Below are 24577 nucleotides of genomic sequence, written 5' to 3'. Positions count from 1 at the left end.
AAAAATTACTGAATTACAAGGTTTCGCGAAGCTCACGGACGCGATCCATAAATTCCTTCAGCTTGGCCACATTCGTTTTGCCGCTCATCAGATTCGGATCCTTGATCGAAACCCCGAGAATGGCTCCATCAGCTACCTTCAACAGCTCCTGGCAGTTGCTGGCGTCGATTCCGCTGCCCACGAGCACCGGCAAATCGGCCCCTTTCTTCACGGCAAGCACCTCTTCGACCTTCGTTGGATCACCGGTACGGAAGCCTGTGGCAATCAACGAGGAAGCACCGAAGAAAGCTGCATCCCGCGCAAGTTCTTCAATCGGCCGATCTGCCACGATGGCATGGCTGCCATGCTTGACATGAACGTCAGCAAAGACGTGAATATCCTCGGCCTCCAGCATCGATCTGTAGCGAAGCGCTACCCCAGAGGCTCCTTCCACAAATCCCTCGTTAGCGATATACGCATTGGCCCATTGGTTCACCCGGACGAATTGCCCGCCAAAGGCCTGGGTAGCCGCAATTGATTGAATTGCCGCATTCGCTACGATGTTCACGCCAATCGGCAGGTTCGTCTCTCTACGGATGCGCTCTCCGATAATGGCAATACAAGCCGCCGTCTCCGGGCCCATATATTCTGATTTTACAAAAGGAATATCACCGGCATTTTCAATCATCAGTCCGTCGACGCCGCCTTCGATGAGCCTCATCGCTTCTTCTACGCAATAGTCGTAAATGTCCGGCAGATTGTATTTCTTGAATTCCGGGGAACCCGGCAGCGGAAGAGAGTGCACCATGCCGATAATTGGTTTTTTTACAGGGAACAATTCTTGAAGTATGCTCATTTGTCAGTTCTCCATTCTGTCGCTCTTGGCGTTATTTTGATTATTCTTTGATTCCCCAGATGCGCATAGCATTCGTCCGGAACACCTGCTCCAATTGCTTGTCGGTCAGGCCGATTTCTCTCAGCTTGAGCTGCTCTACAGCGGCCGACTGGTAAGGCGCATCCGAGCCGTACATCAATTTTTCGCTGGATACCTGCTCGATGAAGATTTTAATATCAAATGGAAATGCCTGGGACATGTCCACATAGATATTGGGATAATCCTGAGCCGCGATGATTGCCTCCCATAAATACAGATGCATGCCGGCGTGGGCGAGCACGACGTTGACCTTCGGATAATTTTTAGCAGCGATGGCTTGCAACGAAGGCAGATCTCTAGGCGCATCCCCGGAGTGGAAAAGCACCGTCAATCCGTACTCCTCCGCTTTTTCCATTAATGGCCCCATTACTTTCATATCGTTAGGACGATAGAAATCGTACCCGGCTACCAGCTTGAGCCCTTTGCAATTCCATTCCTTCACGTATTTGTCGATGAGAGCACAGGTATGCTCTTTGCCGAACGTCGGGTTGATCCGGGCTACGCCGACCAGGCGATCCGGGTATTTCTTAACGGCCTCCCCGACCTGCATATTCGCTTTATCGTAGTCCACGTCCCAAGGGGGAGACATAATCCGGTCATGCGGAAAAAGAACACCATGGGAAGCGTTTTGCTCATCCAAGTAACGAATGACCGTATCCGGCTGCCCCGTAATCATGTACGGTGTGCATACCGAGCTCGCGACCTTTGCATCGGTACCATAGTGCATATGAGCATCAATTACTTTCATCTAGCATCCTCCTTTTTGTAATTGGTCAGCGAATGAATCGAGCGATTGGAGCGCTATAATTCATCCCCGAAATATTCGCGGTAGCGGATCTTCATTCTGTTCCAATCGGGCACATTGCTCTGGCAGCCCCAAGCCTCGATGATGAAGCTGGACACCGTAGCTCCTACTTGGGCGGCTAGCCGGGGAGTACAGCCCTTGATCAGCGCCGCTATCGCTCCTCCCGCAAAGGAATCGCCTGCTCCGGTCGTATCCACCACGTTCTCTCTCCTTACAATCGGCACGATTTCCGACTTGTCAGCCGAAATAACCCTGCAGCCGCGCATCCCCATCGTCATAAAAATCAGCTCCAGACCGTATTTTTCAAAAAGACTTGCTTCGCTGCCGCCGATTTTGGCAATCAACCGTCCATATTCACTCTCATTAATGAAAATCACATCGGTCAGGGAGAGAAATTCGTCCAGCAAATCCTCGGCCGTTTCCACCATGCCGTTGATGTAGGTGTGAGCGCCCGCTTCGCGTGCTGCCCGCAGAGCTTCTAGCGTGTAGGAGGAAAATTTCTCGCTGACAACAACATGCTCAGCTTGAGCGGCCAAGCCGTCCGGAATCCGCTCCTCCTCCTGCTGCTCTGCCGCGCCCAGATAAGAGAAGCAGAAGCCCTTTCCCTGACTATCGAAGTATAGATAGTTGTGTCCGCTGGGCAGATCGGATTTTATCGTAAGCCCGCTCAAATCGATACCGGCCTGCTCAAGATGAGCCCGGTAGCCATACGCATCGAAATCATGGCCCGCAATCGTGGCCAGGGAAGTCTTTATCCCTAGTTGTGCGGCTACATAGGCTAGATTAATGCTGCAATCTCCGAAGTACACCTGATTAACCCCGTCGCCGCTAGTTTCAATGGGTATCGTCTCCCCTTCCTGGGGAAAATGACTCATCTTGAACAGATGGTCAAAGGGAGCCCAGCTGCCGACTGACAATAATTGAAATTTCTTCATTTTACCGCCCCCATCGTAAGTCCTTTAACGAGGAAACGTTGGGCAAATATCGCGATGATAATCCCCGGTACGGAAGATATCACCGCAGAGGCCGCCATTTCTCCCCATTTAATCTGGTCAAAGGTCATCGCCTGCAGAATTCCCATCGTGACCGGCATCGTCGATCCCCCGGACATCACTAAGCCGAATAGCAGGTTGTTCCAGCTGAAGACAAAGGAGATAATCATCGCGCTTCCAATTCCCGATTTAACGATAGGGAGCATGATACGGAAGAAGATGATCCAATGATTAGCGCCATCGATGCTCGCCGCCTCCTCCATTTCTTTCGGCACCTCCCGGAAAAAGCCCCTCATAATCCAAATGATCAGCGGCAGCGTGATCAGCTGATGCACCAGAATCATCCCCGGAAAAGTATCATAGAAGCCGATTTTCTTGTAAATCGAATACAAGGGCAAAATAACCACAAGCTCAGGTGCGAAGCGATAACTCATAAAATTACCGGCAATACGGTCATTCGCCTTTGACTTCTCGCGACCCAGAACGTATGCAGCTGGCAGACCCAACACCAGCCCCAGTGCGACCGCACTGAACGTCGTAATGCTGGAGTTGATGACATAGCGTAGAAACTCCGGAATACCCTGCAAATCGCTAAAGCTCCCGCCACTGAACAAAATTTGCCTATAATTGTCAAAGGTCGGAGTGAATATAAATCTGGGTGGATACGCTATAATGTCCTTAAAGTTTTTGAGTGACATCGTAAAAATCCAGTAGAGCGGGAACATAATGACGAATAACAAGGCCATATACGCGGCATAGCGGACAATCGTCTTAATGAATTGATGTGAAGAATGGCTCACTGCGCACCTCCTACTCGATTCCGCTCTTATTCCATTTACGCATCAAGAACGTACTGGCGATGTAAGCGAGAATCCATAATGTGAATAATATGCTCATTGCCTTGCCTATACTGGACCAACGGAACGCCTCTTCATAGGCCATAATATTCAGCGTCCGGCTGGCATTCAGCGGCCCGCCGCGCGTGGTGGAATAGATTAATTCAAAGGCCTTTAAAGAATCGCAAACACGGAATAACAGAACGAGAAGGATGCTGGATTTCAGCCACCGGAGCTTAATTGCGAAGAAGATTCGAATCGGGTTCGCTCCATCCACTTGAGCCGATTCCAGGATGTCCTGCGGCAGCGACTGCAAACCGGACAATAATATGATCGTTATAAAAGGAAGGTATACCCAAGTATCGATTACGACGAGAGAGAACAATGCGGTATCCACACTAGTCAGCCACGGAAACGGGGCGATGCCGACCTTCGACAGCAGATAATTCAGAACCCCCGAATTCGGCTGCATCATCGTCTTCCACATCAGGCTGGAAACGATCGGCGGTATCAATAGCGGAAACACCAATACCGAACGCATAAAGCCCTTGAATCTGGACGGAATATCGAGCAGCAGCGCAGCCAATATTGCCAGGGGCAGCTGCATGAGGATCGCCATAATTACGTAGCTCAAGGTGTTGCCGAGACTCGTCAGAAATATCGGATCTTTGAAGTTGTTGATATAGTTGCTCAGGAAAATAAAATTGAAGTTGCCCGAATAAAGTTTCTTGTCTGTGAGCGAGGTCGCCACACCGATCAGGAACGGGATCATGATCCCGATAAGCACCAGTACTGCCGGCATCAACATTAATCTTTTGATGAACTTCTCGTTATCTACAAAGTGATGCAACGGATTCGGGTTTTTCACGAGCTGTATGTCCTCCTTTGAGTAGTGTAAAGTTCGTTTTTGTTCTATATGTTAACTTTCATATTAACACCACACCTTAGCAATCACTTTAAAACAGCGATTTTTCAACATATTATTCACACAACGTTCAAAGACCCCTAACTTTTTTGCTTGTTTTTTCATATTCAATTTTGGAAAGCGCATTCATTTCTATGTTTTTGATTATACTTTTATTTCGATTCATGTCAATATGCTTTTTATTATTAGAACATAATAATAAATAATCGAACATTCAAAAGCGAGAAAGTAGACTTCTATATCCCGATTCTCTTTTCTCTCTCTTCAAAGCCTTAATAACTACGCGTTATTTAGTTGGTTAGTCATTTTCAAACATAAAAAAATAGAGCATCAGGGATAACCCTAATACTCTATTAGTCCAAACATTACCAATAAAATTATTACATTAACTATCATTTTATTACATTACAGCATTTTCTAGCTTTTTTAGATCAGTTTATGCGCGTACCATTTCTCTCCCCTGAATCGCCAAGCGAAGACTAATCCGCGAATGCCCCATTCAGCTACCATGGCCACCCAAACCCCCATAATGCCAAATCCGAGCGTAATGCCTAGGATATACCCCAAAATAACGCGGAACAGCCACATCGACAACAGAGATGAGACCGATGTAAAATTGGAATCCCCCGCGGCGCGCAAGGCTGCCGGCAGAACAAAGCTAAACGACCAAAGGAATGGCTGCGCAATGGCGATAAGCAGAATCAAACCGAAAATGGTTGGAATAATTTCCGCAGGCGGCGAGAACATGCGCACAATCAGCGGAAATAAAGGGAGCAGAATCAGCGATGCAAGCACGAACAGGATGGTGGAGAGCCCTATAAAGGATTTAATAAACTTCCTCGCGTCCTGAATATTCCTTTGGCCGATACACTGGCCGACCACCGTAACAATCGCAATACTCAGCGCTCCTCCTCCAATTTGAAAGACTAGCGACATGGAGCCGCTAATCGCATTCGCCGTCATTGCCAATGTCCCCAATTGCACAATAAAGGTCTGCGTCAGGAGCTTGCCTCCGTTAAAAAACATCTGCTCTGCAGCAAAGGGAATGCCGATGAACATAATTTTCTTCTGGATCGAGAAATCCAGCTTTAACGTGTTTTTTAATTGGACGCGCAGGGTCTGGTTATATTTCAACAAGTAAACCAAAGAACTGACCATGCCTAGAATTCTGGCTAATAGCATAGAAATAATGAGACCGATCACGCCTAAATCCAGAACCGTAATTAACAGTACGTTCAAGCACAAAAAGGTAATGTTCATGATCAAAGACAAATTCAGGCTGGCCTTCGTCTCCGCCACGCCTCGAAGTACGCCGTTGACGGCTTGAAATATCGCAATAAACGGGTAGGAGATACAGCTGCCGATCAGATACAGCCTGGCATTCTGGAAGACTTCCGCTTCCGCCTGGCCAAATAGCAGGTTCAAAGTAGGCGTATGAAAAACAATGACCAAGACACTGAGCAGCACAGACAGCACCGCTACAGCGGATAGAGCCTGCGTAGCTGCTTTGGACACCATGCTCTGATTCCCGCTGCCTTTATATTGCGCAACGATGACCGTCCCCCCGGTAGCTATGGCCACAAACACATTAATTAAGAAAATGTTGAGCGAATCTACCATACTCACCGCACTGACGGCGGCTACCCCGGACGAGCTGATCATGGCCGTATTCAGCAGACTCATCAAAACAATAAAGCCTTGGTCAACAAAAATAGGAATAATAATCGAAATGATTTGCTTATAATCCATCGATGTTCCGGTAAAATAACGATTTAACAAGGAAACACTGCCCTGTCGTATTCTCGGCCTTAAACTATTCACCTGTGTCATCACTTCTTTGGTTGGATTCTGTATCTGTTGCATCAGCGTAATTTTTATACAGCTTCATATCATTATAGCATTCTTCTACTAGAAGAGATTGAACGATCATCAACAAAGAGAATTTTTCTCCGTTTACAGAAATTACATTACAAGCAGTGCATTTTTCCTTCCGCTTCATTCCAAGGTACGGTGTACCCCTGTCCTTTCGCGCAAAAAATCGAAGACGAAGTATACTCCGGATCTGCGTCCTTATTATAGCCGATCCGCTCAATGACCTCCTGCTCATTATGGCACCGGTCATAGCCGGCGAATGTTAAGCTCAGCGTCCCTCTTCCTTGAGTGAAGGAGGCTAGCTCGCTACTGTAATTCATAAAAGTCGCAACCGGTACAATTCCCGTCAGAATCGCTTTGTCCCCTTCCGTGCGGGGAGCGTCGCAGGTGCCGTGAGCCTGTTGCACGTCCGAGATCACGCGGCCAAGCTGATCCAGCTCCACCTTGATTTTGAATTGATAGTACGGCTCCAGCAGCAGGTTCTTCGCTTTCTCCAGCCCTTGCCTTAACGCGCGATAAGTTGCCTCCCTGAAATCGCCGCCGGACGTGTGTTTATTATGGCCCCTCCCGGTAAGCAACGTTACGACCACATCCGTAAGCGGCGAGCCCGTTAACAAGCCGTGATGTTCCCGTTCATATAGATGATGGCGTACAAGGTTCTGGTTCCCGACGGACAGATCATCGGCATGGCAGGCATTCTCGAACCGGATGCCGCTGTTTCGCTCAGCCGGCTGCATACGAAGATGCACCTCGGCGTAGTGCTTTAACGGTTCGAAATGGCCGTAGCCGGTCGTCTCCGCCTCGATCGTTTCTTTATACAGAATCTCCGGCTTATCGAACGATACGTTTAGGGCGAACCGCTCCTTGACAAGCTGCTGGAGTACTTCAAGCTGAATTCTTCCCATGACATGAAGATGGATCTCCTGCAGGCTTTCCACCCAAAGGACATTCAAAGAAGGATCCTCGTCATTCAATATTTTGAAATATTGCAGAGCCTCCTTCTTGTTCACCTCAGGTTCCAGGATCACCTTCGATTTCAGGGTCGGCACCATTTCGTACACAGCATTTTCCGTTAACTCCCCTAGGCCGTCACCCACCGCAGCCATGGACAGACCGGTAACGGCAAATAGCTCTCCCGCCTCCACCCGTTCCACGGCTTTAAATTCGCGGCCATTGTACACACGGATCTGGGTTACTTTCTCGCTTATACGGTTCTCTGCATCGCCGTAATGGAGAATATCCCGCACTTTTAACGTCCCGCTTAGCGCCTTAACAAAAGTGATTCTCGTGCCCTGCTCGTCATGGCGAATCCGGTAAACACGGCCGGCAAACGGCTCCTCGCTGGAATAGTCGGTCACCGTCAGCTGATCCAGCTTCTGCAGGAAGCTCTCGATTCCGATCCCTTGCAGCGCCGAGCCGCAGGCATAGGGGAAGATTGCATTGTCCCCAATCAGGCGCTGCATTGCGGCAAGCCAGGTTTCCCTGTCGTAGCCGGTGTCCATATACCGCTCCAATAGAGCTTCGTCACGCTCGGCCAGAAACTCTGCCAGCTCCTCATTCATTTCGCCGTCTTCGGCCAAGGCCTCCGTAATATCGCATACATCCGCCGCAAAAGTACTTCGAATGTCCCGCACCACCTGTTGGACATCAGCCCCTACCCGGTCAATTTTATTGATAAAAAAGAAGCAAGGAACCCCGTGCTTCCGCAGAAGCTCCCACACGATCTCCGTTTGCCCTTCAATCCCCTCGACGGCGCTAATGATAATAATTGCATAATCCATAGCCTGAATCCCTCGCTCCATTTCGGGAGAGAAGTCAATATGGCCCGGGGTATCGATGAGGAAATAGCTGGAGTCCCGGTAGGTGAACCTCCCCTGATCCGTAAATACCGTAATGCCTCGCTGTCGCTCAATTTGATGGCTGTCCAGGAAAGCGTCCTTATGATCCACGCGGCCGCGCTGCTTAATGCTCTTCGTATAGTAAAGCAGCTGCTCCGAGAATGTCGTTTTCCCGGCGTCGACATGCGCTAATATCCCAATCGTCTTGTACATTCGTTATCCTCTCTTCAAGGAGTTCAGTAGACTCTAGTTATCTAACTATAATTATAGCAAAAGCAAACCCTGCATTCCTATGAAAATGCCTCCCTTCAAGAAGGGAGGCTGTACATTGAAGCAGCGGTAAACTCTTAAGTATAAGTACCAACAACAGCTGCTTAAATCACATCTTGATCAAAGAATACGCCCTATGATATGTTTATTGGAAATATTTTCGAGAGGTAGGCGTGTAGGCATGAACAAACTGGATCCAATCTTATTCAACATTCCTGAAAGCTTCGAGAGCAAGCGATTACTGATCCGGGCCCCGCAATGGGGAGATGGAGCAGCGGTAAACGAGGCTGTTGCCGAAAGTATTGAACAATTACGTCCATGGATGCCTTGGGCACAAAAAATGCCTACGCTCGAGGACTCAGAGACAGACATCCGTAATGCTCACCTGAAATTTTTAGAGCGAACGGATCTGCGATTGCTTCTCACGCTCAAAGAAACAGGCCAGATTATCGGATGCAGCGGTCTTCACCGGATCAATTGGGAGGCCCGCAAATTCGAAATCGGGTATTGGGTACGCACTTCCTTCAGCAAGCAAGGCATGATTACAGAGGCCGCGGATGCAATTACGAATTTTGCCGTCCATGAGCTGCAGGCCAATCGGATCGAGATCCGGTGCGACGAACGCAATATGCAAAGCGCCAAAGTGGCACAGCGTCTAGGCTTTACCCTGGAAGGGATCCTGCGGAAGGATGCTTGCGGCACCGACGGCTCATTAAGAAGCACGATGGTCTTCTCTAAAGTTCGCGGCGCGGAATTTTAAGTATTATTGTTAGATCTAAATAAAGCTGAAGGTACAGCAAAAGGAGGGGCACAGCCCCTCCTTTTTATAATTCCACTCGATTCTTTAGTCTTTGTACGGATCGAACTCGTTCGCTCCCGCCATGCATACGCCGATCGGCTTAAGCACATGCAGCACCTTTAGCGTCTCACTGTGCGCGTACAGAACCTCCTGCAGCTTGCGATAAACGAACGGGCTCTCGTCCGTTCCCGCGCCGCGCAGCTCAACCCCGAAATCCCGGACGGCATCGAGCATTTGCTTCGCGGTGATTTGCCCGCCGCTGCGGGTGCGCGTCTTCCAGTTCATTTTGCCTGCCGCCTGAGTCCGGCTCATAATTCGGCCTGCTCCATGTACGGTACTGTAGTATGCGTCCCGGTTCTCCACCGTGTCTTTCCCTCGGACGATGACGGAGATATCGCCCATACTGCCGCCGATAAAGCCCATCTGTCCAGGAGCGGACGGCGTTGCTCCCTTGCGGACTACAACGACTTCCTTCCCGTTATGCATTTCTTTCCAAGCATAGTTATGATGGTTATGCACCTCAAAATCCGCATCCGCTCCGAGCAGGGCGAGTACCTCCCGAATCACATAATCCCGCCCGGCATAGGCGTAGCGTCCGGCCAGCTTCATCGCCCGGTAATACATATCGCCCGCTTCGCTGTCTAAGTCAAGCAATAACGGCGGCTGATCCATCGATTCGCCCGGCGCCTTGTCCGTAAAGCGCCTGCCCGCCGCGAGATTCATGAAGCCGCTGGCCGTCTTATGCCCAAAGCCGCGGCTTCCGAAGTGATTGCCGACCCACAGCCGGCCTGTTGCCGGCTCCTCGAACAGGTCGACATAATGGTTGCCGCTCCCTACCGTACCGAGCTGGCTGCGCGCCAAGGCCTTCAGCTTGTCGTGCTCCTGCCGGCCGAAAGCCTGATACACGGCCCAATCCGGATCGTCGAACAATTCGTGATCAAGTCTATCATTGTTCACCCGCCCAATTCCGAACGATATTCTTCTCGCGATTTCGTCCATAATCGTCCCGATTCGGGGCTGGATGTCCCTTGCGTACAAATTGGTGCGCACCGCCTTATTCCCGCAGGCAATATCGTACCCCACTCCGGACGGCGATACCTGCCCGTCGTACACGACGACGCCGCCAATCGGCTGGCTGTAGCCTTTATGATGATCCGCCATCAGCAGAGACTGCACGACATTCCCCGTCTTTGCGCACATTTTTGCTTGAGCTACCGCGCCTTCGTCCGGCTTGCCCCAGACTCGTACACCATCTATGTTCTCATAAGCCATGATTTTCTCTCCTCTAACCCATGATTCCACGATCTCTTGCCATTTGTGTAACAACATAATTCCATGCTATCGTTCTTCCTGATGCTTCCTCCTGCGTCCTTACCTCCAAGCTTCCTTTAACAACGTCCGGAACAGCTCATCAAGCTGGCGATCCTGTCCGTCTGCGGAGGATGACATCCCTTTTACTGCTTCCTTGTAATACTGGATTTTCTCATCCAAAAACGCGTTGATCCAACCGATTTGCGGCTCATAGTCCATTTCATCGCCGGATTTTTTTCGCGCCAGCAGGCTATCGACGGCTTCCTTCAGCTCGCTTCCCGCCGGTAATAGATCATCCGTAAGCGCCGTGAATTCGATCGGCGGCATCGTGCCGTATTTTTCAATCCACTCGCAAGCCAACACCGGCCGGAGCACATAGAAATATTTCTTGATCTTCACCTGCTCCCCCCGTAAATATTCGCGATAGTTGCCCTCAGCCATATGTAAATAATGATACATGCACGATTTGGGCGAGAAGGTTAGCGAAGAGAGTTTACGAATTTGCTTTGCTGCCGAATAATCCTCCATATAAACGATAGGCGATTGCAGCCACTCCAGCAGAGGCGGATTGGACTTGCGGAACAAGTTCAGCGCCTTCTTCAAATCCCAGCCGTTAATATCGAGCAGCTCGCTGATTGGGCGTTCGATGACATCCTTTTTTTCAAAAATCGATAAATACCATTCCACCGGCCTGACATATATGAATCTTACATCATAATCACTGTCCTTTGAAGGAAAGCCCCACGCTCGGCTCCCCGACTCGCAGGCATACAAAATTCTCACCTGCTCCTCCTGCTCGATTTGCCGCAATTGGGCTAATATTCGCTGTTGCTGAGACATACTGTCCTCCCCTTTCAACCTACTACCCTAGATTTTCTTCCATCCCTGCCCTTATTCAAAAATCCGAGATTGCCATTCAAATCGTATGTACATAACAATAGCAAAATTTCCCCGGGATTTCTGCCTTCTCCTGCTTTGAGCTTGAAAAGGTATGGCCTTATTCCTTCCAAGGAGGAGTTGTCTTCGTAAAAAATTGCAACGAACCCCAGTACTTTATAAGGTACTGGGGTTTCAATTTGATTTCCCTAGAGATGAACCTTAGAAATTAAACAATGACTCTGCGTCCCGAATTTCGGGACAAATGATCCGTCGGATGATCGTCAAACGATTTTCCTGCGGGAACTGCTCTTTCTTTCCCCCATGCACGAATCGAGTCGATTTGCTCGGGACTGGTTTGGGATAAAGGAACGACATTCGTAAAATTGTTAATAAACGTTTCTTCAGTGACAGTATCATCACCTTTTACGAAGGCTTGCTTAACGACATCCCGAACCGCCGCTTCAATATCCGCCCCTGCAAACCCCTCGGATAGCCGGACTAGCTTCTCCATTAATTCCGGCTCGATATCGCGTCTCAAGCCTTTGCGCACATAGATGCGAATAATCTCTTCTCTTTCCTTGGCAGTTGGCAAATCGACAAAGAACAGCTCATCAAATCTACCTCGGCGAAGCAGCTCTGGCGGTAATTTAGAGACATCGTTTGCGGTAGCAACTACGAATACTCTGGCCAAGCTCTCTTGAAGCCAGTAGAGGAACTGCCCCACCAGCCTTGTGGAGGTTCCTCCATCGCCTCCGCCTATGGCACCGGCCAGCCCCTTCTCTATCTCATCGATCCACAACACGCAAGGCGCAACATGATCGGCAGTAGAGAGAGCCTCCTTCAGCCTTGATTCGCTTTGCCCCAGGTACTGACCATGTATGGTGGACAAATCCAACCGATATAGCGGAAGATTCCAGAGGGAAGCAATCGCCTTCGCTGAAAGTGATTTCCCGCAACCAGGCACCCCAACTAATAGAATCCCGCGAGGAGGGCGAATTCCGCGTTCCCGCAAATCGGCTGTAAGCAGCTGTTCATTGGCCTCCAACCATAATTTTAACCCCTCAAGCCCGCCGACCTGATAATCCTCGCGCACCTTAACCCGTTCTATTCCGGAGATATCGGCAAATATCCGATCTTTGGCATGCATGAGCTCCTTCAAATCATCGTTTGTAATGGAACCATTCGCCAATAGAGTAGCGATGACATTTTCCGCTTCGATCTGGCTAATGCCCGCCAGAATTGCAGCGGCTTGCTTCTCTTCCGCCTCCCCCCATTGGATCGGAATTTCACTGCGATAAGGCGATATTTGCTCTCGAATAATATGAAGCATTTCATCCTCATTCGGAGGATCTAGCGTCACCGACATGCCATGACGTTGAAGAGATCCCCAAATCGGCTTATTCGTAATAATAATTACACTACCACCCGTTTCAGTAGCCAGCATCACAACATCCTGCAATTGCCTAGCCATTTGAGTATCGTCTTCGATATCCTGCACCTCTGTAAAAATAAACGTTAAGTTTTGCTGTTGACCAATTTTTTGAGTAGCAAAATCAAGCCCGCCAATGACCGAACGATCATCACTTACTAGGCGATTACTAGAAATATCTCTCATTCCTTGAGATAAGGTATGATAATAAATCGATATCCCAAGCTTTTGAGCGAGTTGATTTAAAGCAGCCAGCGCACGGGTGCGTTCCGAAGTCCGGATAGATATAAATGGTATTCTGGCTTTTAAGTACTGCTCCAACGTTTTGAGGCAGCTATTGAAATCATTCATTTAAACAGCACCCTTCTTCTGGTTGTAGTAAAAGGTTTAGGTTGATGATCATACGATTGGCTGCTAGCCTGAGGGGGCTTAGCCACCTCAGGATTATTATAATTAAGCAGCGAGTTATTCTTAATCAATATTCGCAGCCTTCCGCTCCGATCTGCTTTTGCGCTGTCCTCAAGCGACTTTTGTGTATCCTGAACATATTGCGCGTGAATATTGATAAACGAGGTTCGGACTTCCTCGGGAAAAACCTGCAGCCGGCACAATCGCTCCAGAAATCCAAATCTGCGGCGCGCGTTCATCAGCGCTACAACGATTCCAGCCTCACTGCCGTCAGTTCGGTTTAGTTCCTTCTGAAAGCTCTGAACCGTTTGATGAAGTCTCTCTTCTAATACTTCGAACACTAGGCGAGTTATTTTCTCGGCAACGCCTGCCGTCCATTCCAATGTCCCGGACTCCAATTTTAGAAGCGTTTCTTCCTCATCTTCGCCTTCCTTCAGTTGATATAGCAAATCCGACCATTCTTTATATGTCCTCGGATAAATCATAGGAACTTATTGCTCCTTCTCTTAATCAAAGTAGCCGGCGGCTTCAAATCCCATTCCGGAAATTGCGAAGCCAACACTTCGTTAGTAGTGATTTTCTGGATTTCTTCCAAGTTCTTTTCAAACTTCTCTTCCGCTTGCTCCGGCTTGTGAGAATTTCTATTTACAATAAACGGCTTTGATTCTTCCATGGGTTAAGCACCTCACATTAAGATGTAATAACGGAACGCGCAGAATCGTGACTCGAGAAAGCATACTTCTCAGGCGATATCCCCTGAAGAAATTCACCTATTTTTACCGCCTTCTGATCCTCTTCCTCATACGCTCTCCGGTAATCAACTATATCGGCCAATACTGCACGCAGTATATCCTTACAGCTGGCTAACAGCTGTTCATAGTCACTTGCAATTTTCGCTTTGGCTTTCGAAATCCGATGCTTGGCAACAAAGAAATAAATAATCAACGCTGCGCTGACAACAAATAGGAACGGCATGCCGATCCCCATAAAAATAAAGATGACTCCTGCTGCCAATGCTCCCCATTCCTTGAAGCCAAGCCGGGCTCTCGACAAGGCTTCGAGCTTTCTATTCTCCATATGCTCGGATAAATTATCCGTCAATTCCTGTTCATTTTCGCCGTTACGGGTAGTTCCCGTCCAGCTGTCAATGGACAACTCAATATCAATCGGTACGTTTAGCCTGTTCTCTGCAGTCAAGTCATCATGAGCGTGGCCGATCCATTCTTTCGACAGAGCAAGCGACAGCTTTTGCGTTGCCAATGATGCTTTGGACACCTCAGGGTACATAGCGAAGTTGGTCAACAATTGCGTGAATGAAACCCGCTCTTCCAGCAGCTTCTCGGAATCAAAGCGCGACTGAGCCAATGCACGATCGCCGTCGGCTTCAACAATCAGTGACAGGAGTCTTTCATCCTTGCGAAGCGGAAGCTCCTCCTCATCAAATTGGGTAACGAGCGTATCCAGCAGCGCATCTACAGCAAATGCTATGCTCTTGGCCGGTACGATTTCTTTAGCAAATATGGTCGTAAAATACCTATGGATAATATCATGCAGCATAGCACCTTCCAGCGACTGCTCGAGATTTCCCCAGGTCGGGCTATATTTCCGCAGGTACGGATAGGATTGTTCATCCAGACGCTCTGCTTTTGATTTAAGCGCCTGTTTCCATTGCTCGCGCTGTTCTTCAACAAACCCGGCTTTTTGGGAGAGTTCTTCAATCCAAGCTTCGATTTGCTTCCCGCATTTATTTCTTGCCTCAGGGCCAAACACCCCGTTAGCAAAACCGTCTATCAGAATGACGACTTCTCTTTCGAGCTCATGAGGATCCTGTAAGCCCAGGTACCGATCCAGCCACTCCCGGCTTGCTTTATAGCGAGCTCCCCTTCTAGTAACAAGCGCAAAAAAAAGAGACGTCTTCTCATCGTTGCGGCGAAGCCCTTCCATCATAGCCCGTTCTGCAAGATCCTTATTATCATTCAACCATGCAGCCAATGCTATGAGGCAGGGTGCAAGCCAATAACGCGGAGCCGCCAGCAATTGCTCCTCCGAGGCGTCCTCGATCGTTTCTTTTTTTACAAGACTAGCGTCTACAGCCTGTAAAATACCTACCGCCCGTCTTCTCACCTCATTATAGTGGCCAAATTTAGTTTCAAGCTCCTGCCTTACTTTGACAAGTCTGGTTTCTGCCAGTTGGAGATTTTTGGATAGCTGATCTTTATGTACAAACTCCCTAAATTCGTTCACCAGCTGCTCGATTCGGCTTTGTGCCTCTAGTACTTCTTGACTTACCTCTTGAACCTCACGGCTTACCTCTTGAACCTGATTTGAAACAACGATAATATTATTCTCTAATTGCCCCAGGCCTCGTTCGATTCGGCTCAAATTCGCCTGCGAAATTACGCGATCCGACAATTCTGTCACCCCTTGATTATAGATACGTTTCCTGTCCTAGTTACTGCACATATAGCATTGGAGAAAATTTCAACATAGGCATAGCCCGGATGGAGAGCGATGCTTCTCCCTTGTTCCATTCCGGCAGGCAGTGCCTGACCCACTTTATAATGCTCAACAATTTCTAATGCTACATCTAAGGTATGTACTTCATATGGCGCTCCTAAATAACACTTGGAAATAATGCCGATTGGAAATTGGTGGGGCTGTAGTTCTGGAAACTCACTCGCAATAGCCTGAATCAGATCCTGAATGACCTTTTGGCTGCAGACAGCCCCGCCAGCATCTAATTTAGTCATGGCTTCCGTGTAAGCATCCGATCGTTTGACGCGGAGCCTTTTCTCCAGCGCTGCTCCAGACAACTCGATATTCGGTCGAGTTATGGTCGCGGTTTTCAGAATTTGCTCCGTATTCGTTTTGGGCTGGACGTTTAACAGTGGTCGTCGCAATTTGCCACCCTCTTTCATATATGTAATCGTTAATGCATAGTAAAATATGACTACAAGACTTTTTCCATATTTTAAGTATATTAATAGTGTCGAAGGAAGTAAACATGAATATAATTTTGTAGAAAAACTTAAAAAAGATGTCGAAATATCGACATCTTTTTTAACAGTTATTCGATCTTGCAGCACCTGCAGGCCAAAATTTTGTAAAAAATCACACCCAACTCAATGGTGCTTCCTATTCTATAAATCATCACAATAATTATAAGGGGTCTAACCATGTAGGAATGATTCCTTTTTTTGTACTTTTGATACTTCTGCGGTATTGGCTTGGAGATGCCTTGAACGCGCTCCGAAAGGCATGATTCAAATGGGGCGAATCACAGAACCCGCATTTTTGGGCAATTTGCTCAATCGTGTTATTCGTTGTTTCCAGCAGCTTTTTTGCATGCAGCAGGCGCAGCTTTTTCACCATTTTCATCGGGGTAAGGCCATAAATCTCTTTAAAGGCACGGCTAAAATAAACAGGGTTCATGTGATATATTTGCGCCAGCTCATCACGGGTAATATTCTCGTCTAACCGATTCTCGATATAGTGAAGCACATTATTGAAGCGATCGGTAATATAGAAATCATTCGGCGACCGCTTTCCACCCAGCTTAGAGCTCTCGATAATCTCATGGAGCAGGGAGAAGGCAAGAAAACTGCACTGCACGGATCGGTAATCGTTGCCCTCCTGCAGCCATAGGCTTCTGAGCTCATCGAATTTCTTCTCGTACAGGATCGGATCTCTGATCGAAACCACTTTGCCCATCGGATAGAAGCTGAAAAAGTCCACTTCCTCCATCACCTTCAAATCAATAGTAAACAGATAATGGATTCCATCCGTCTTGGAGATCACATTAAACGGGAGATCCGGCCGATAAATCATCACATCCCCCGTTTTGGCCATGTATTCTTTCCCCTCAAAGGTCGTGCTGACCTCCCCTTTTTTAATGTAGACAACAATACAGCAGGATTGGACGTGGTCAAAGCTCACTCGGGATTTATATTGAATTTTCTTCACATCGAACAACGTGATTTTCAGCTGATCGCTTACACTATACGACAAGAGAAGCCCTCCTTTGATGTGTGGATATGCTAGTTTAGCTAAAAGGCTTAATAGTTTGTTTGTTCAATTAGAATATCATGTTTTCTGTAAGCTATCATTTTAATTCTCTTGTTCATGTATGAATGAAATGATCTCCTCTACAGTCTGCCGCTGCTGTTCTTCTCTCGTGATCGCGGCTGTCCCGTCTCCATCCTGCTCACCGTAATTGCCGAAATAGGCATGGTTTCCTCCCTTGATAACATGCTGATTTGGAACGGCATCCAGCTTGGCCGTATCTAAAATCATATCTTCGCTGCCGTGAATCGCAAGGGTTGGAATTTCTGTATCCCCGACAGGATAGGCGCCGAGCAGAACCATTCCTTGTACTTTGTCGTTATGTTTGCCGGCATAGCTGCTCGCCATCGCTCCGCCCAGAGAATGGCCTCCAATATACCAATGCTTCACCTCCGGAAGCTGTTTGAATACGCGGTCGGCAGCATTAATATCAAGCACCGCCAGATTGAAGGGCATCTTCAATAGCACGCAAGTCAGTCCGTTCCGGGACAGCTCCTGAAGCAGTGGGGCGTAGGCGGTCGCCTCTACCTTGCCGCCAGGGTAGAAGATCAAAGCCGTGTCGCTGGTTTGTTGTTGATCTGGGTAGAACACCCACATATTTTCCAGGCTGACGACACCCTTCTCTTCGCCAAAAACGGCTTGCACCGCCGCTTCATCGGCCCGATAATAATCGAGCGTGTAAATATAGAATGCGCCTGCTACGACCAACAATAACGCGACGATGCTGATGGCCGTGATTTTGAGCCTTTTTTTCGTTTTTGCTTTCATGGCCGAACTCCTCTTTGATGATATCATTGAGCTAAAGCCGTTCGAATCGGGGCTCGATGCCGGCTTTACAAGTATTAGATTTGCATAAGTCGGGTAAATGATCAAGGACTCGTTCTGTGATATTCTTATTATGAAAATAATATGGAGGTGCTATGTTTGAAAACATCATACGGCTCATCATTATCATTCACTTGGATTCCATTCTATACGCATTTTGCAAATAAATTGCTAGAATACAAAAATAACCGTCCCGAGCTGCTTCACATGGTCAAAAGCGCTTTTGACCAGCTGCAAATGAAGTATCCTTTCATCGATCATGGCGAGCCTTTAGATGACATTTGCCCATTCACTATATTTGGCTGCTTTAATAAGGGAATAACGAATGAAAACCGCATCGCGATCATGAAAGCATTCAACGAAGGGCTCGATATACATATAGAAGTACCTACTGAATTTGACGGAATCCCTGTTCTCAATAATATGAAGGCATGGTTTTTCGGATACAAGACGGATCGAAGCCCCCAGGATATTCCTAATCTCTGGAATATGTTTGAGGCTGGAATCCGTTATGCGGATCATCCGTCCGAAGTCACAAAGAATGATTTTATAACTTGTTATGATACCGTATCTAGACAGCATGGCATAAAATGGAACCTGACAATCGGATTATACTGGATCAGGCCGGCGTTTTATTTGAATCTGGATGAGAGAAACCGCAATTTTCTGCAGCAGCGTAATGTTGCATTTTCAACAAATATGCCCCATTTAAAATCGCCTCCTAACGCTAAAACCTATCTTGACGTCTTGGAGCTTTGTCGGCAAGGCTTTGAGCAAGAGCATAGTACGATTCACAGCTTCCCCCAATTATCCTACAAAGCATGGAGGAGCTCTACTTCCGACGAAACAAGCAGCCATCAAATATCTACGGCTAAAGAAAAACGGTACTGGTTATATGCGCCCGGTGACAACTCTTCGATGTGGGATGAATTTTATAAACAAGGTGTTATGGGAATCGGCTGGAGCGAGCTTGGTGATCTGAAGCAGTATCCGAGCAAGGATGCGATGAAAACCAAAATGAAGGAGCTTTACGGTCAAGAGTATTCCTATAGAAATTCGGCCCATGCGACATGGCAATTTGCCAACGATATTCATCCCGGGGATATTGTATTTGCCAAGAAGGGCTTGTACAAGGTTATTGGACGGGGCATTGTGGAATCGAAATATATCTACGACAGCAACCGCGAGGAATATAAACATATTCGTTCGATTAAATGGACGCATAACGGCGAATGGGAGCATCCGGGGCAAGCCGCGCAAAAGACACTTACCGAGATTACTCCATACACCGATTACGTTCAGAAGCTGGAATCCCTGTTCATGAATGAGCCTGCCTCGGAAGTGGTAGTAGAAGAACCGGAGATCATATATGACCCCTACACCAAGAACGATTTCCTCGATGATGTGTTTATGGATTCCAAGCAATATGATATCCTCACCGGTCTATTGAAGAACAAGAAGAATATTATTCTGGAAGGAGCTCCCGGTGTCGGCAAGACTTTCGCTGCCAAACGGTTAGCCTATGCGATGATGGGAGAGAAGGATAGCAGCCGCGTCATGATGGTGCAGTTCCATCAAAGCTACAGCTACGAAGATTTTATTATAGGCTTTCGGCCTACGGAGAACGGATTTAAGCTGGCTCACGGCCCTTTCTACCAATTCTGCAAGGTGGCTGAAGTAGATACCGAGAGAGATTACTTCTTCATTATTGATGAGATAAACCGCGGTAATCTAAGCAAAATTTTCGGTGAGCTGCTGATGCTGATCGAAAAGGACAAGCGCGGAGAGAAGCTGCGTCCACTGTACTCCAACGAGCTATTCTCGGTTCCTGAAAATATACATATCATCGGGATGATGAATACGGCTGACCGCAGCCTGGCGATGATTGATTATGCCCTGAGAAGAAGGTTTTCATTCTTCGGGATGGAACCCGCCTTCGATTCGGACGGCTTTAGAACAGTGGCTCGAATAGCGAACAACCCGAAGTTCGACGCTCTCGTTGAACGGATCAAGGCGCTGAATACGTTCATCAGCCAGGATGAGTCTCTGGGCAACGGCTTTCGAGTCGGCCATAGTTACCTTTGTACAAGCAGTCCCGTGACACAGAACTGGCTGACTTCCGTCATACAATATGAAATATTACCATTAATTCATGAATACTGGTTCGATGAGCCCGCCAAAGTCGAGCAATGGAGCAAGCAATTGCTCGGAGTACTCCATGATTAAAATACAGAACATCTATTATATGCTGGCGTACGCTTTCCAAGAGCTGCATGAAGACGGCTATGCCCAAGTAGCGACAGAGGAATTTGATCATTTTGCTGATTTATGTGCCGCTATTCTTGCCAAGGGCATCGCCAAGCAAATCAAAAGGGGCTTAGGCAGAGAATATATCCGCCACAGCGATCCGCTTCATTCGCCCCGCGGCAAGATTAATGTCTCCGCTTCCCTCAAGCAGCTTACCGTGATCCACAAGCAGCTCGTGTGCGAGTTTGACGAATATACCGAGAATACGTACATGAATCAGATTTTGAAATCAACAGCCTTACTGCTGATCCGCTCGGGGGAGGTTCGTGTTGAACAGAAACGGGCCTTAAAAAAAATCATGCCTTATTTCAATGCGGTAGACACTATAAATCCTAAGGCGATTTCATGGTCGCATCTTCGGTATCATCGAAACAATGCTACCTACAAAATGCTCATGAATATTTGCTATTTAATCATTGACGGCTTGCTCCTAACAACTCAGGACGGCCCCCGGAAGCTGGCCGCCTATCTCGATGATCAACGTATGAACAGACTATATGAAAAATTCGTGCTGGAGTATTTAAGGAGGCATTACCCGCATTTTGGCGCAGCGGCATCCCATGTTGATTGGCATGTAGATGACGGGGTGGCAACTTTCTTACCTGCTATGAAAACAGATATTACACTGCAATACAACGGAAAAACGCTGATCATAGACACCAAGTACTATGGACGGACCATGCAGACGAACAGCCTGTACGATACAAGAACGATGCACTCCCACAACATGTATCAAATTTTTGCTTACGTGAAGAACAAGGATACCACTCAATCCGGCAAGGTTAGCGGACTCCTGTTATACGCCAAAACAGATGAGGAGATCGTACCGGACAACGATTATAAAATTAGCGGCAACAGAATCAGCGTTAAAACGTTGGATTTGAACACCGATTTCCCTGCGATCAAGAAGCAGTTGAATGCCTTTGTAGAAGACTTAATCCGATAATTCTGTCAAAACTCGACTCGGAGGCCGCTATAATAACAAATATGTAAACCAAAGTCAGCATTTTAAAAGAACGCTCCGCTATTTGCTCACGCAGTTCCGGCCCTTTTTCTTGGCGCGATAAAGGGCCGTGTCTGCCGACTTCATCACGGCATCTGGCTTCTTGTGCTTTTCGCTTTTTTGGGCTAAGCCGATGCTAACGGTTATGTAAATTTGTTTCCCGGCTCGGGCGCTTCGTCGTTTATGCCCGGACTTGCTCCTGCCCTTCCCTTTGCGATTACGCAGCGTGAAAGGTTGATTAGAGATTTGCTCTCTTAATTGTTCCAAATGCGGCAATGTATCGTTGAGGCTTTTCCCCGGAAAGAGAATCGTGAATTCCTCACCGCCGTAACGGTAGGATCTCCCCCCGCCCGTCACGTCCTTGATGACCGAAGCCACCAGCTTCAGCGCCTCATCCCCCGTGTCATGCCCATAGGTGTCATTAAACTTCTTGAAGTGGTCGATATCCAGCATGGCGATGACATAGTTCATGCCCAGCTTCATCATGTCCTGCCTCAGAGCCCGCCGTGAGGGCAATCCGGTTAGCTCATCCGTAAAGGCCATCGAATACGAATCCTGAATGATCGAAGTGATCAGCACAATGCCGGATACGGCAAAAAATACAGAGTACAGCAACAGGTCACGATTGTCGTGTACCACATAAAACAAGGCACATAGCACGGCAATAAATGAAATATCCTGGGAAGACTTATATTTGACCTGTCTGATGATGAGTATGATTAACGCAATTAAGAAGAATGCGATGGCTGCTTGAGTTACCGCTGTCCATGATGCCAGGCTGACTGGAAGGGCATCTTTTTGGACGAGATGGAGAAGCTTCCTTTGCTCCGGGCGCAAGAGCCATATTACAATCAATGCTTGAGAGAGGATGATTCCGATGCGAAGCACTCCCCATAAGCTTAATATTCCCCGCTCCTTAAAAAGCGAAAATATTCCGATGTTTAGTGGAATCATCAAGCAAATGAGCGGATAAATATCGGCAGCTGCAATCGGAAAGGATAGCTCCATCATGCCTGGTACATATTCCATGGACGCCAAAGCGAGAGCAAGTACGATAAGGATGAAAAGCTCCCTGCTCCGATTGAATTTCCACGAGATTACAGCCCCCACGGCAAAGATTACATAGGGAGACAGCTCAATAATTTCCAACTGCGCCTCTGCCATCGTACTGGTTTCTTTATAGAAATAATAGGCCGCAGCCATTAAAACAAATGGGAGAACAAGCTTAAGGACGTTTCGAACCGTAGTCTTCAAATAAATGATTCCCTTCGTGATGTTTTACTGTTGCCTCTCCTTATTTATCGGCTAAAGTAAAGCACCAACTTAGCGAGGGGGATTGGATAATATGATGATTAGTCATGTTCGCTCAGCAGCATAAACACCGAAAACACGCTTCCCTCCCCCTGCTTTGAGCTTGCCTTGATGTAACCGTTCTGCTGCGAGATAATCTCACGGGCGAGGTAAAGGCCGATGCCGACACCCTCGGCGTCGCGACTGTTCTCGCCGCGGTAGAAGCGGGCAAATACACGTGGAATCTCTATTTCGGCAAGCCCTGTCCCCGTATCCTGAATATCGATGCGGGCGTATAGTTCGTACCGATCCATCCTGATCTGGACTTGACCACCGTCCGGGGTATATTTGACTGCGTTATCGAGCAGGTTGAATAGCGCCTCGGCCGTCCAGCGCGGGTCATGGGGCAAGATAAGCTCTTGAACAGACGGATCAAAATAAACCGTAATTGCCTTCTGTTTCGCCTTTTCGTGCACCTGCTTTAATGCAGTCATTATCGTATCTACCAGATTGCCAGGTTTTAAATGCAGCTGGATAATTCCGCTTTCCAGCCGGGACATCTTAATCATGCTCTCCATCAGCCAGCTCAGCTTATCCAGTTGACTCTGAACATGGCCGGAAAACTCCCTCCGTTGCTGCTCGTCCAAATCCCCCTCCTGCAAAAAGGTGCAGTACATCTCCAAATTAGCCAACGGTGTTTTCAATTGATGCGAAATATCTGAAATTAGCGACTTGATCTCATCTCTCTCCGTACGCAGTTTGTTCTGGTGAGCGCGCATCATCTTCGTCAGTTTCAATACCTGGGATTGCAGCTTGGACAACAGGTCATCGTCTAGAACCGAGACCAGTTCCTCTTCTCTTAGGTCGTATAAAGCACCGAGCATTTCTGACAACTGCACGATGACATTCTGCATATGGCGCTGCATCATGTCAATCGCCAGCCTGAACAATAGCAGAACAAGCCCCGTAAAACCTGCGCACAGCCAAGCAAGCAGCGGATGATCCAATTTCACTGCCGCATAAAAGGTTAGTCCAGCACCAAATCCGAACAATATACAGCCTATAATCACCAGCTTTCTCTGCAAAGCCTGCTGCCTATCCCTTCTCACGGTACACTCCCCCATGTATATCCAATACCAAATACCGTCTGGATATAGACTGGATGCTTGGGATCATCCTCAATCTTCTGGCGCAGCCGCCGAATATTGACGCTTAAGGCATTAGCCTCCACGAAATTCCCGTCGATATCCCACAGCTTCTCGACGATCATCTCCCTCGTCAGCACCTGGCCTTGGCATCTCGTCAACAGCTCCAGCAGCTTGTACTCTGTCGCCGTCAGGCGAATCGCCGTACCCGCCTTGGTTAAGGTCATTTTGTCATAATCTATGACTAACTCCCCGCTCAGTAATCGATTGGCTCCCCTCTCTTCCTTCTTCACTCTGCGAAGCACGGCCTGAATTCGCTGCTTCAGCACCTCAACGGAAAATGGCTTGGCGATATAGTCATCGCATCCGGTCTCAAAACCTTGGATTATATCCTGCTCGGTATCATTAGCGGTTAATACTACAATCGGCACCTCTGAGCCTAGGCGAATCTGTGTACATAGCCCCATGCCGCTTCCGTCCGGCAGATTAATATCAAGCACGATCAGTCCAATAGAAGGATGTTGCATATACTTCTCCCAAGCTTCGCTAGATGTAAAGGCACTGATAGGGTCGTAGCCCGCTTTTTTGAGCATATAGGCAATTCCTTGATTAAGTAATCGGTCATCCTCAACAATCAGTATTTGTGTCATGCTATCCTCCTAATGCAA

Annotated in this window: 22 protein-coding genes; 3 read left to right on the top strand and 19 right to left on the bottom strand. The window is 47.9% G+C overall.

From position 1 onward, the window contains the following. Positions 1-13: 13 nt before the first annotated feature. The 7 genes from ACE3MQ_RS26070 to ACE3MQ_RS26040 all read right to left on the bottom strand — a co-directional run bounded on the left by ACE3MQ_RS26070 (position 14) and on the right by ACE3MQ_RS26040 (position 8394). Positions 14-835, bottom strand: coding sequence for a BtpA/SgcQ family protein (locus tag ACE3MQ_RS26070; RefSeq protein ID WP_379398321.1), 822 nt, complete (start codon positions 833-835; stop codon positions 14-16). 40 nt (positions 836-875) lie between these two features. After that, a complete protein-coding gene (locus ACE3MQ_RS26065; RefSeq protein ID WP_379398319.1) occupies positions 876-1661 on the bottom strand; it encodes an amidohydrolase family protein in 786 nt (261 codons plus the stop codon). A gap of 53 nt (positions 1662-1714) precedes the next feature. Next, positions 1715-2653, bottom strand: coding sequence for a carbohydrate kinase family protein (locus tag ACE3MQ_RS26060; protein ID WP_379398317.1), 939 nt, complete (start codon positions 2651-2653; stop codon positions 1715-1717). Then, a complete protein-coding gene (locus tag ACE3MQ_RS26055) occupies positions 2650-3510 on the bottom strand; it encodes a carbohydrate ABC transporter permease (protein ID WP_379398315.1) in 861 nt (286 codons plus the stop codon). Before ACE3MQ_RS26055 ends, ACE3MQ_RS26060 begins: the two co-directional genes overlap by 4 nt. A gap of 10 nt (positions 3511-3520) precedes the next feature. Continuing rightward, positions 3521-4414: a carbohydrate ABC transporter permease gene (locus ACE3MQ_RS26050; protein ID WP_379398313.1), complete on the bottom strand. Its 894-nt coding sequence runs from the start codon at positions 4412-4414 to the stop codon at positions 3521-3523. Positions 4415-4897: 483 nt separating this feature from the next. Continuing rightward, positions 4898-6301, bottom strand: coding sequence for an MATE family efflux transporter (locus ACE3MQ_RS26045; protein WP_379398353.1), 1404 nt, complete (start codon positions 6299-6301; stop codon positions 4898-4900). A gap of 137 nt (positions 6302-6438) precedes the next feature. Next, positions 6439-8394 (bottom strand): GTP-binding protein, encoded by a 1956-nt coding sequence (locus ACE3MQ_RS26040; protein ID WP_379398311.1) that lies wholly within the window; start codon positions 8392-8394, stop codon positions 6439-6441. Between the two features lie 238 nt (positions 8395-8632). Here ACE3MQ_RS26040 and ACE3MQ_RS26035 point away from each other — a divergent pair, with 238 nt between their 5' ends. Next, complete coding sequence (locus ACE3MQ_RS26035) at positions 8633-9211, top strand: GNAT family N-acetyltransferase (protein ID WP_379398309.1); 579 nt, start codon at positions 8633-8635, stop codon at positions 9209-9211. 84 nt (positions 9212-9295) lie between these two features. Here ACE3MQ_RS26035 and ACE3MQ_RS26030 read toward each other — a convergent pair whose 3' ends face one another. The 9 genes from ACE3MQ_RS26030 to ACE3MQ_RS25990 form a co-directional block, all read right to left on the bottom strand. Next, positions 9296-10522 carry an RtcB family protein gene (locus ACE3MQ_RS26030; RefSeq protein ID WP_379398307.1) on the bottom strand — a complete coding sequence of 409 codons (1227 nt, stop codon included), beginning with the start codon at positions 10520-10522 and terminating at the stop codon, positions 9296-9298. Between the two features lie 99 nt (positions 10523-10621). Beyond that, positions 10622-11401 carry a nucleotidyltransferase domain-containing protein gene (locus tag ACE3MQ_RS26025; protein ID WP_379398305.1) on the bottom strand — a complete coding sequence of 260 codons (780 nt, stop codon included), beginning with the start codon at positions 11399-11401 and terminating at the stop codon, positions 10622-10624. Between the two features lie 265 nt (positions 11402-11666). Further along, positions 11667-13220, bottom strand: coding sequence for an AAA family ATPase (locus ACE3MQ_RS26020; protein ID WP_379398303.1), 1554 nt, complete (start codon positions 13218-13220; stop codon positions 11667-11669). Next, the gene (locus ACE3MQ_RS26015; RefSeq protein WP_379398301.1) at positions 13217-13762 is read right to left on the bottom strand and encodes a hypothetical protein; all 546 of its coding nucleotides are present in this window, start codon (positions 13760-13762) and stop codon (positions 13217-13219) included. The genes ACE3MQ_RS26020 and ACE3MQ_RS26015 overlap by 4 nt, the downstream gene beginning before the upstream one ends. Further along, a complete protein-coding gene (locus tag ACE3MQ_RS26010; protein WP_379398299.1) occupies positions 13759-13950 on the bottom strand; it encodes a hypothetical protein in 192 nt (63 codons plus the stop codon). Before ACE3MQ_RS26010 ends, ACE3MQ_RS26015 begins: the two co-directional genes overlap by 4 nt. Positions 13951-13967: 17 nt before the next feature. Then, entirely contained in the window at positions 13968-15689 is a 1722-nt protein-coding gene (locus ACE3MQ_RS26005; RefSeq protein WP_379398297.1) for a coiled-coil domain-containing protein, read from the bottom strand. Positions 15690-15694: 5 nt separating this feature from the next. Further along, entirely contained in the window at positions 15695-16177 is a 483-nt protein-coding gene (locus ACE3MQ_RS26000; protein ID WP_379398295.1) for a hypothetical protein, read from the bottom strand. Positions 16178-16436: 259 nt separating this feature from the next. Beyond that, positions 16437-17285 carry a helix-turn-helix domain-containing protein gene (locus ACE3MQ_RS25995; RefSeq protein WP_379398293.1) on the bottom strand — a complete coding sequence of 283 codons (849 nt, stop codon included), beginning with the start codon at positions 17283-17285 and terminating at the stop codon, positions 16437-16439. 99 nt (positions 17286-17384) lie between these two features. After that, the gene (locus ACE3MQ_RS25990; protein ID WP_379398291.1) at positions 17385-18107 is read right to left on the bottom strand and encodes an alpha/beta fold hydrolase; all 723 of its coding nucleotides are present in this window, start codon (positions 18105-18107) and stop codon (positions 17385-17387) included. 156 nt (positions 18108-18263) lie between these two features. Here ACE3MQ_RS25990 and ACE3MQ_RS25985 point away from each other — a divergent pair, with 156 nt between their 5' ends. After that, positions 18264-20390 (top strand): AAA family ATPase, encoded by a 2127-nt coding sequence (locus ACE3MQ_RS25985; RefSeq protein ID WP_379398289.1) that lies wholly within the window; start codon positions 18264-18266, stop codon positions 20388-20390. Beyond that, entirely contained in the window at positions 20383-21417 is a 1035-nt protein-coding gene (gene mcrC, locus ACE3MQ_RS25980) for a 5-methylcytosine-specific restriction endonuclease system specificity protein McrC (RefSeq protein ID WP_379398287.1), read from the top strand. The genes ACE3MQ_RS25985 and mcrC overlap by 8 nt, the downstream gene beginning before the upstream one ends. A 78-nt stretch (positions 21418-21495) precedes the next feature. On the opposite strand, the gene ACE3MQ_RS25975 is transcribed toward mcrC, so the two are convergent. From ACE3MQ_RS25975 to ACE3MQ_RS25965, 3 genes are all read right to left on the bottom strand, one after another. Beyond that, on the bottom strand, positions 21496-22728 hold the full coding sequence (locus tag ACE3MQ_RS25975) for a GGDEF domain-containing protein (RefSeq protein ID WP_379398285.1): 1233 nt from the start codon (positions 22726-22728) through the stop codon (positions 21496-21498). Between the two features lie 98 nt (positions 22729-22826). Further along, on the bottom strand, positions 22827-23873 hold the full coding sequence (locus tag ACE3MQ_RS25970; RefSeq protein WP_379398283.1) for a sensor histidine kinase: 1047 nt from the start codon (positions 23871-23873) through the stop codon (positions 22827-22829). After that, the gene (locus tag ACE3MQ_RS25965) at positions 23870-24559 is read right to left on the bottom strand and encodes a response regulator transcription factor (protein ID WP_379398281.1); all 690 of its coding nucleotides are present in this window, start codon (positions 24557-24559) and stop codon (positions 23870-23872) included. Before ACE3MQ_RS25965 ends, ACE3MQ_RS25970 begins: the two co-directional genes overlap by 4 nt. Positions 24560-24577: the final 18 nt, after the last annotated feature.

This window comes from Paenibacillus lentus (genome assembly GCF_042714055.1).
Classification (GTDB): Bacteria; Bacillota; Bacilli; order Paenibacillales; family Paenibacillaceae; genus Fontibacillus; species Fontibacillus lentus_A.
This window is presented reverse-complemented; position numbering and strand designations above follow the sequence as displayed.

What these genes read in the sequence shown, in the direction of transcription:
- ACE3MQ_RS26070 (WP_379398321.1), bottom strand. Translation starts at nt 835, where the DNA reads ATGAGCATACTTCAAGAATTGTTCCCTGTAAAAAAACCAATTATCGGC.
- ACE3MQ_RS26065 (WP_379398319.1), bottom strand. Translation starts at nt 1,661, where the DNA reads ATGAAAGTAATTGATGCTCATATGCACTATGGTACCGATGCAAAGGTC.
- ACE3MQ_RS26060 (WP_379398317.1), bottom strand. Translation starts at nt 2,653, where the DNA reads ATGAAGAAATTTCAATTATTGTCAGTCGGCAGCTGGGCTCCCTTTGAC.
- ACE3MQ_RS26045 (WP_379398353.1), bottom strand. Translation starts at nt 6,301, where the DNA reads ATGACACAGGTGAATAGTTTAAGGCCGAGAATACGACAGGGCAGTGTT.
- ACE3MQ_RS26040 (WP_379398311.1), bottom strand. Translation starts at nt 8,394, where the DNA reads ATGTACAAGACGATTGGGATATTAGCGCATGTCGACGCCGGGAAAACG.
- ACE3MQ_RS26035 (WP_379398309.1), top strand. Translation starts at nt 8,633, where the DNA reads ATGAACAAACTGGATCCAATCTTATTCAACATTCCTGAAAGCTTCGAG.
- ACE3MQ_RS26030 (WP_379398307.1), bottom strand. Translation starts at nt 10,522, where the DNA reads ATGGCTTATGAGAACATAGATGGTGTACGAGTCTGGGGCAAGCCGGAC.
- ACE3MQ_RS26025 (WP_379398305.1), bottom strand. Translation starts at nt 11,401, where the DNA reads ATGTCTCAGCAACAGCGAATATTAGCCCAATTGCGGCAAATCGAGCAG.
- ACE3MQ_RS26020 (WP_379398303.1), bottom strand. Translation starts at nt 13,220, where the DNA reads ATGAATGATTTCAATAGCTGCCTCAAAACGTTGGAGCAGTACTTAAAA.
- ACE3MQ_RS26015 (WP_379398301.1), bottom strand. Translation starts at nt 13,762, where the DNA reads ATGATTTATCCGAGGACATATAAAGAATGGTCGGATTTGCTATATCAA.
- ACE3MQ_RS26010 (WP_379398299.1), bottom strand. Translation starts at nt 13,950, where the DNA reads ATGGAAGAATCAAAGCCGTTTATTGTAAATAGAAATTCTCACAAGCCG.
- ACE3MQ_RS25990 (WP_379398291.1), bottom strand. Translation starts at nt 18,107, where the DNA reads ATGAAAGCAAAAACGAAAAAAAGGCTCAAAATCACGGCCATCAGCATC.
- mcrC (WP_379398287.1), top strand. Translation starts at nt 20,383, where the DNA reads ATGATTAAAATACAGAACATCTATTATATGCTGGCGTACGCTTTCCAA.
- ACE3MQ_RS25965 (WP_379398281.1), bottom strand. Translation starts at nt 24,559, where the DNA reads ATGACACAAATACTGATTGTTGAGGATGACCGATTACTTAATCAAGGA.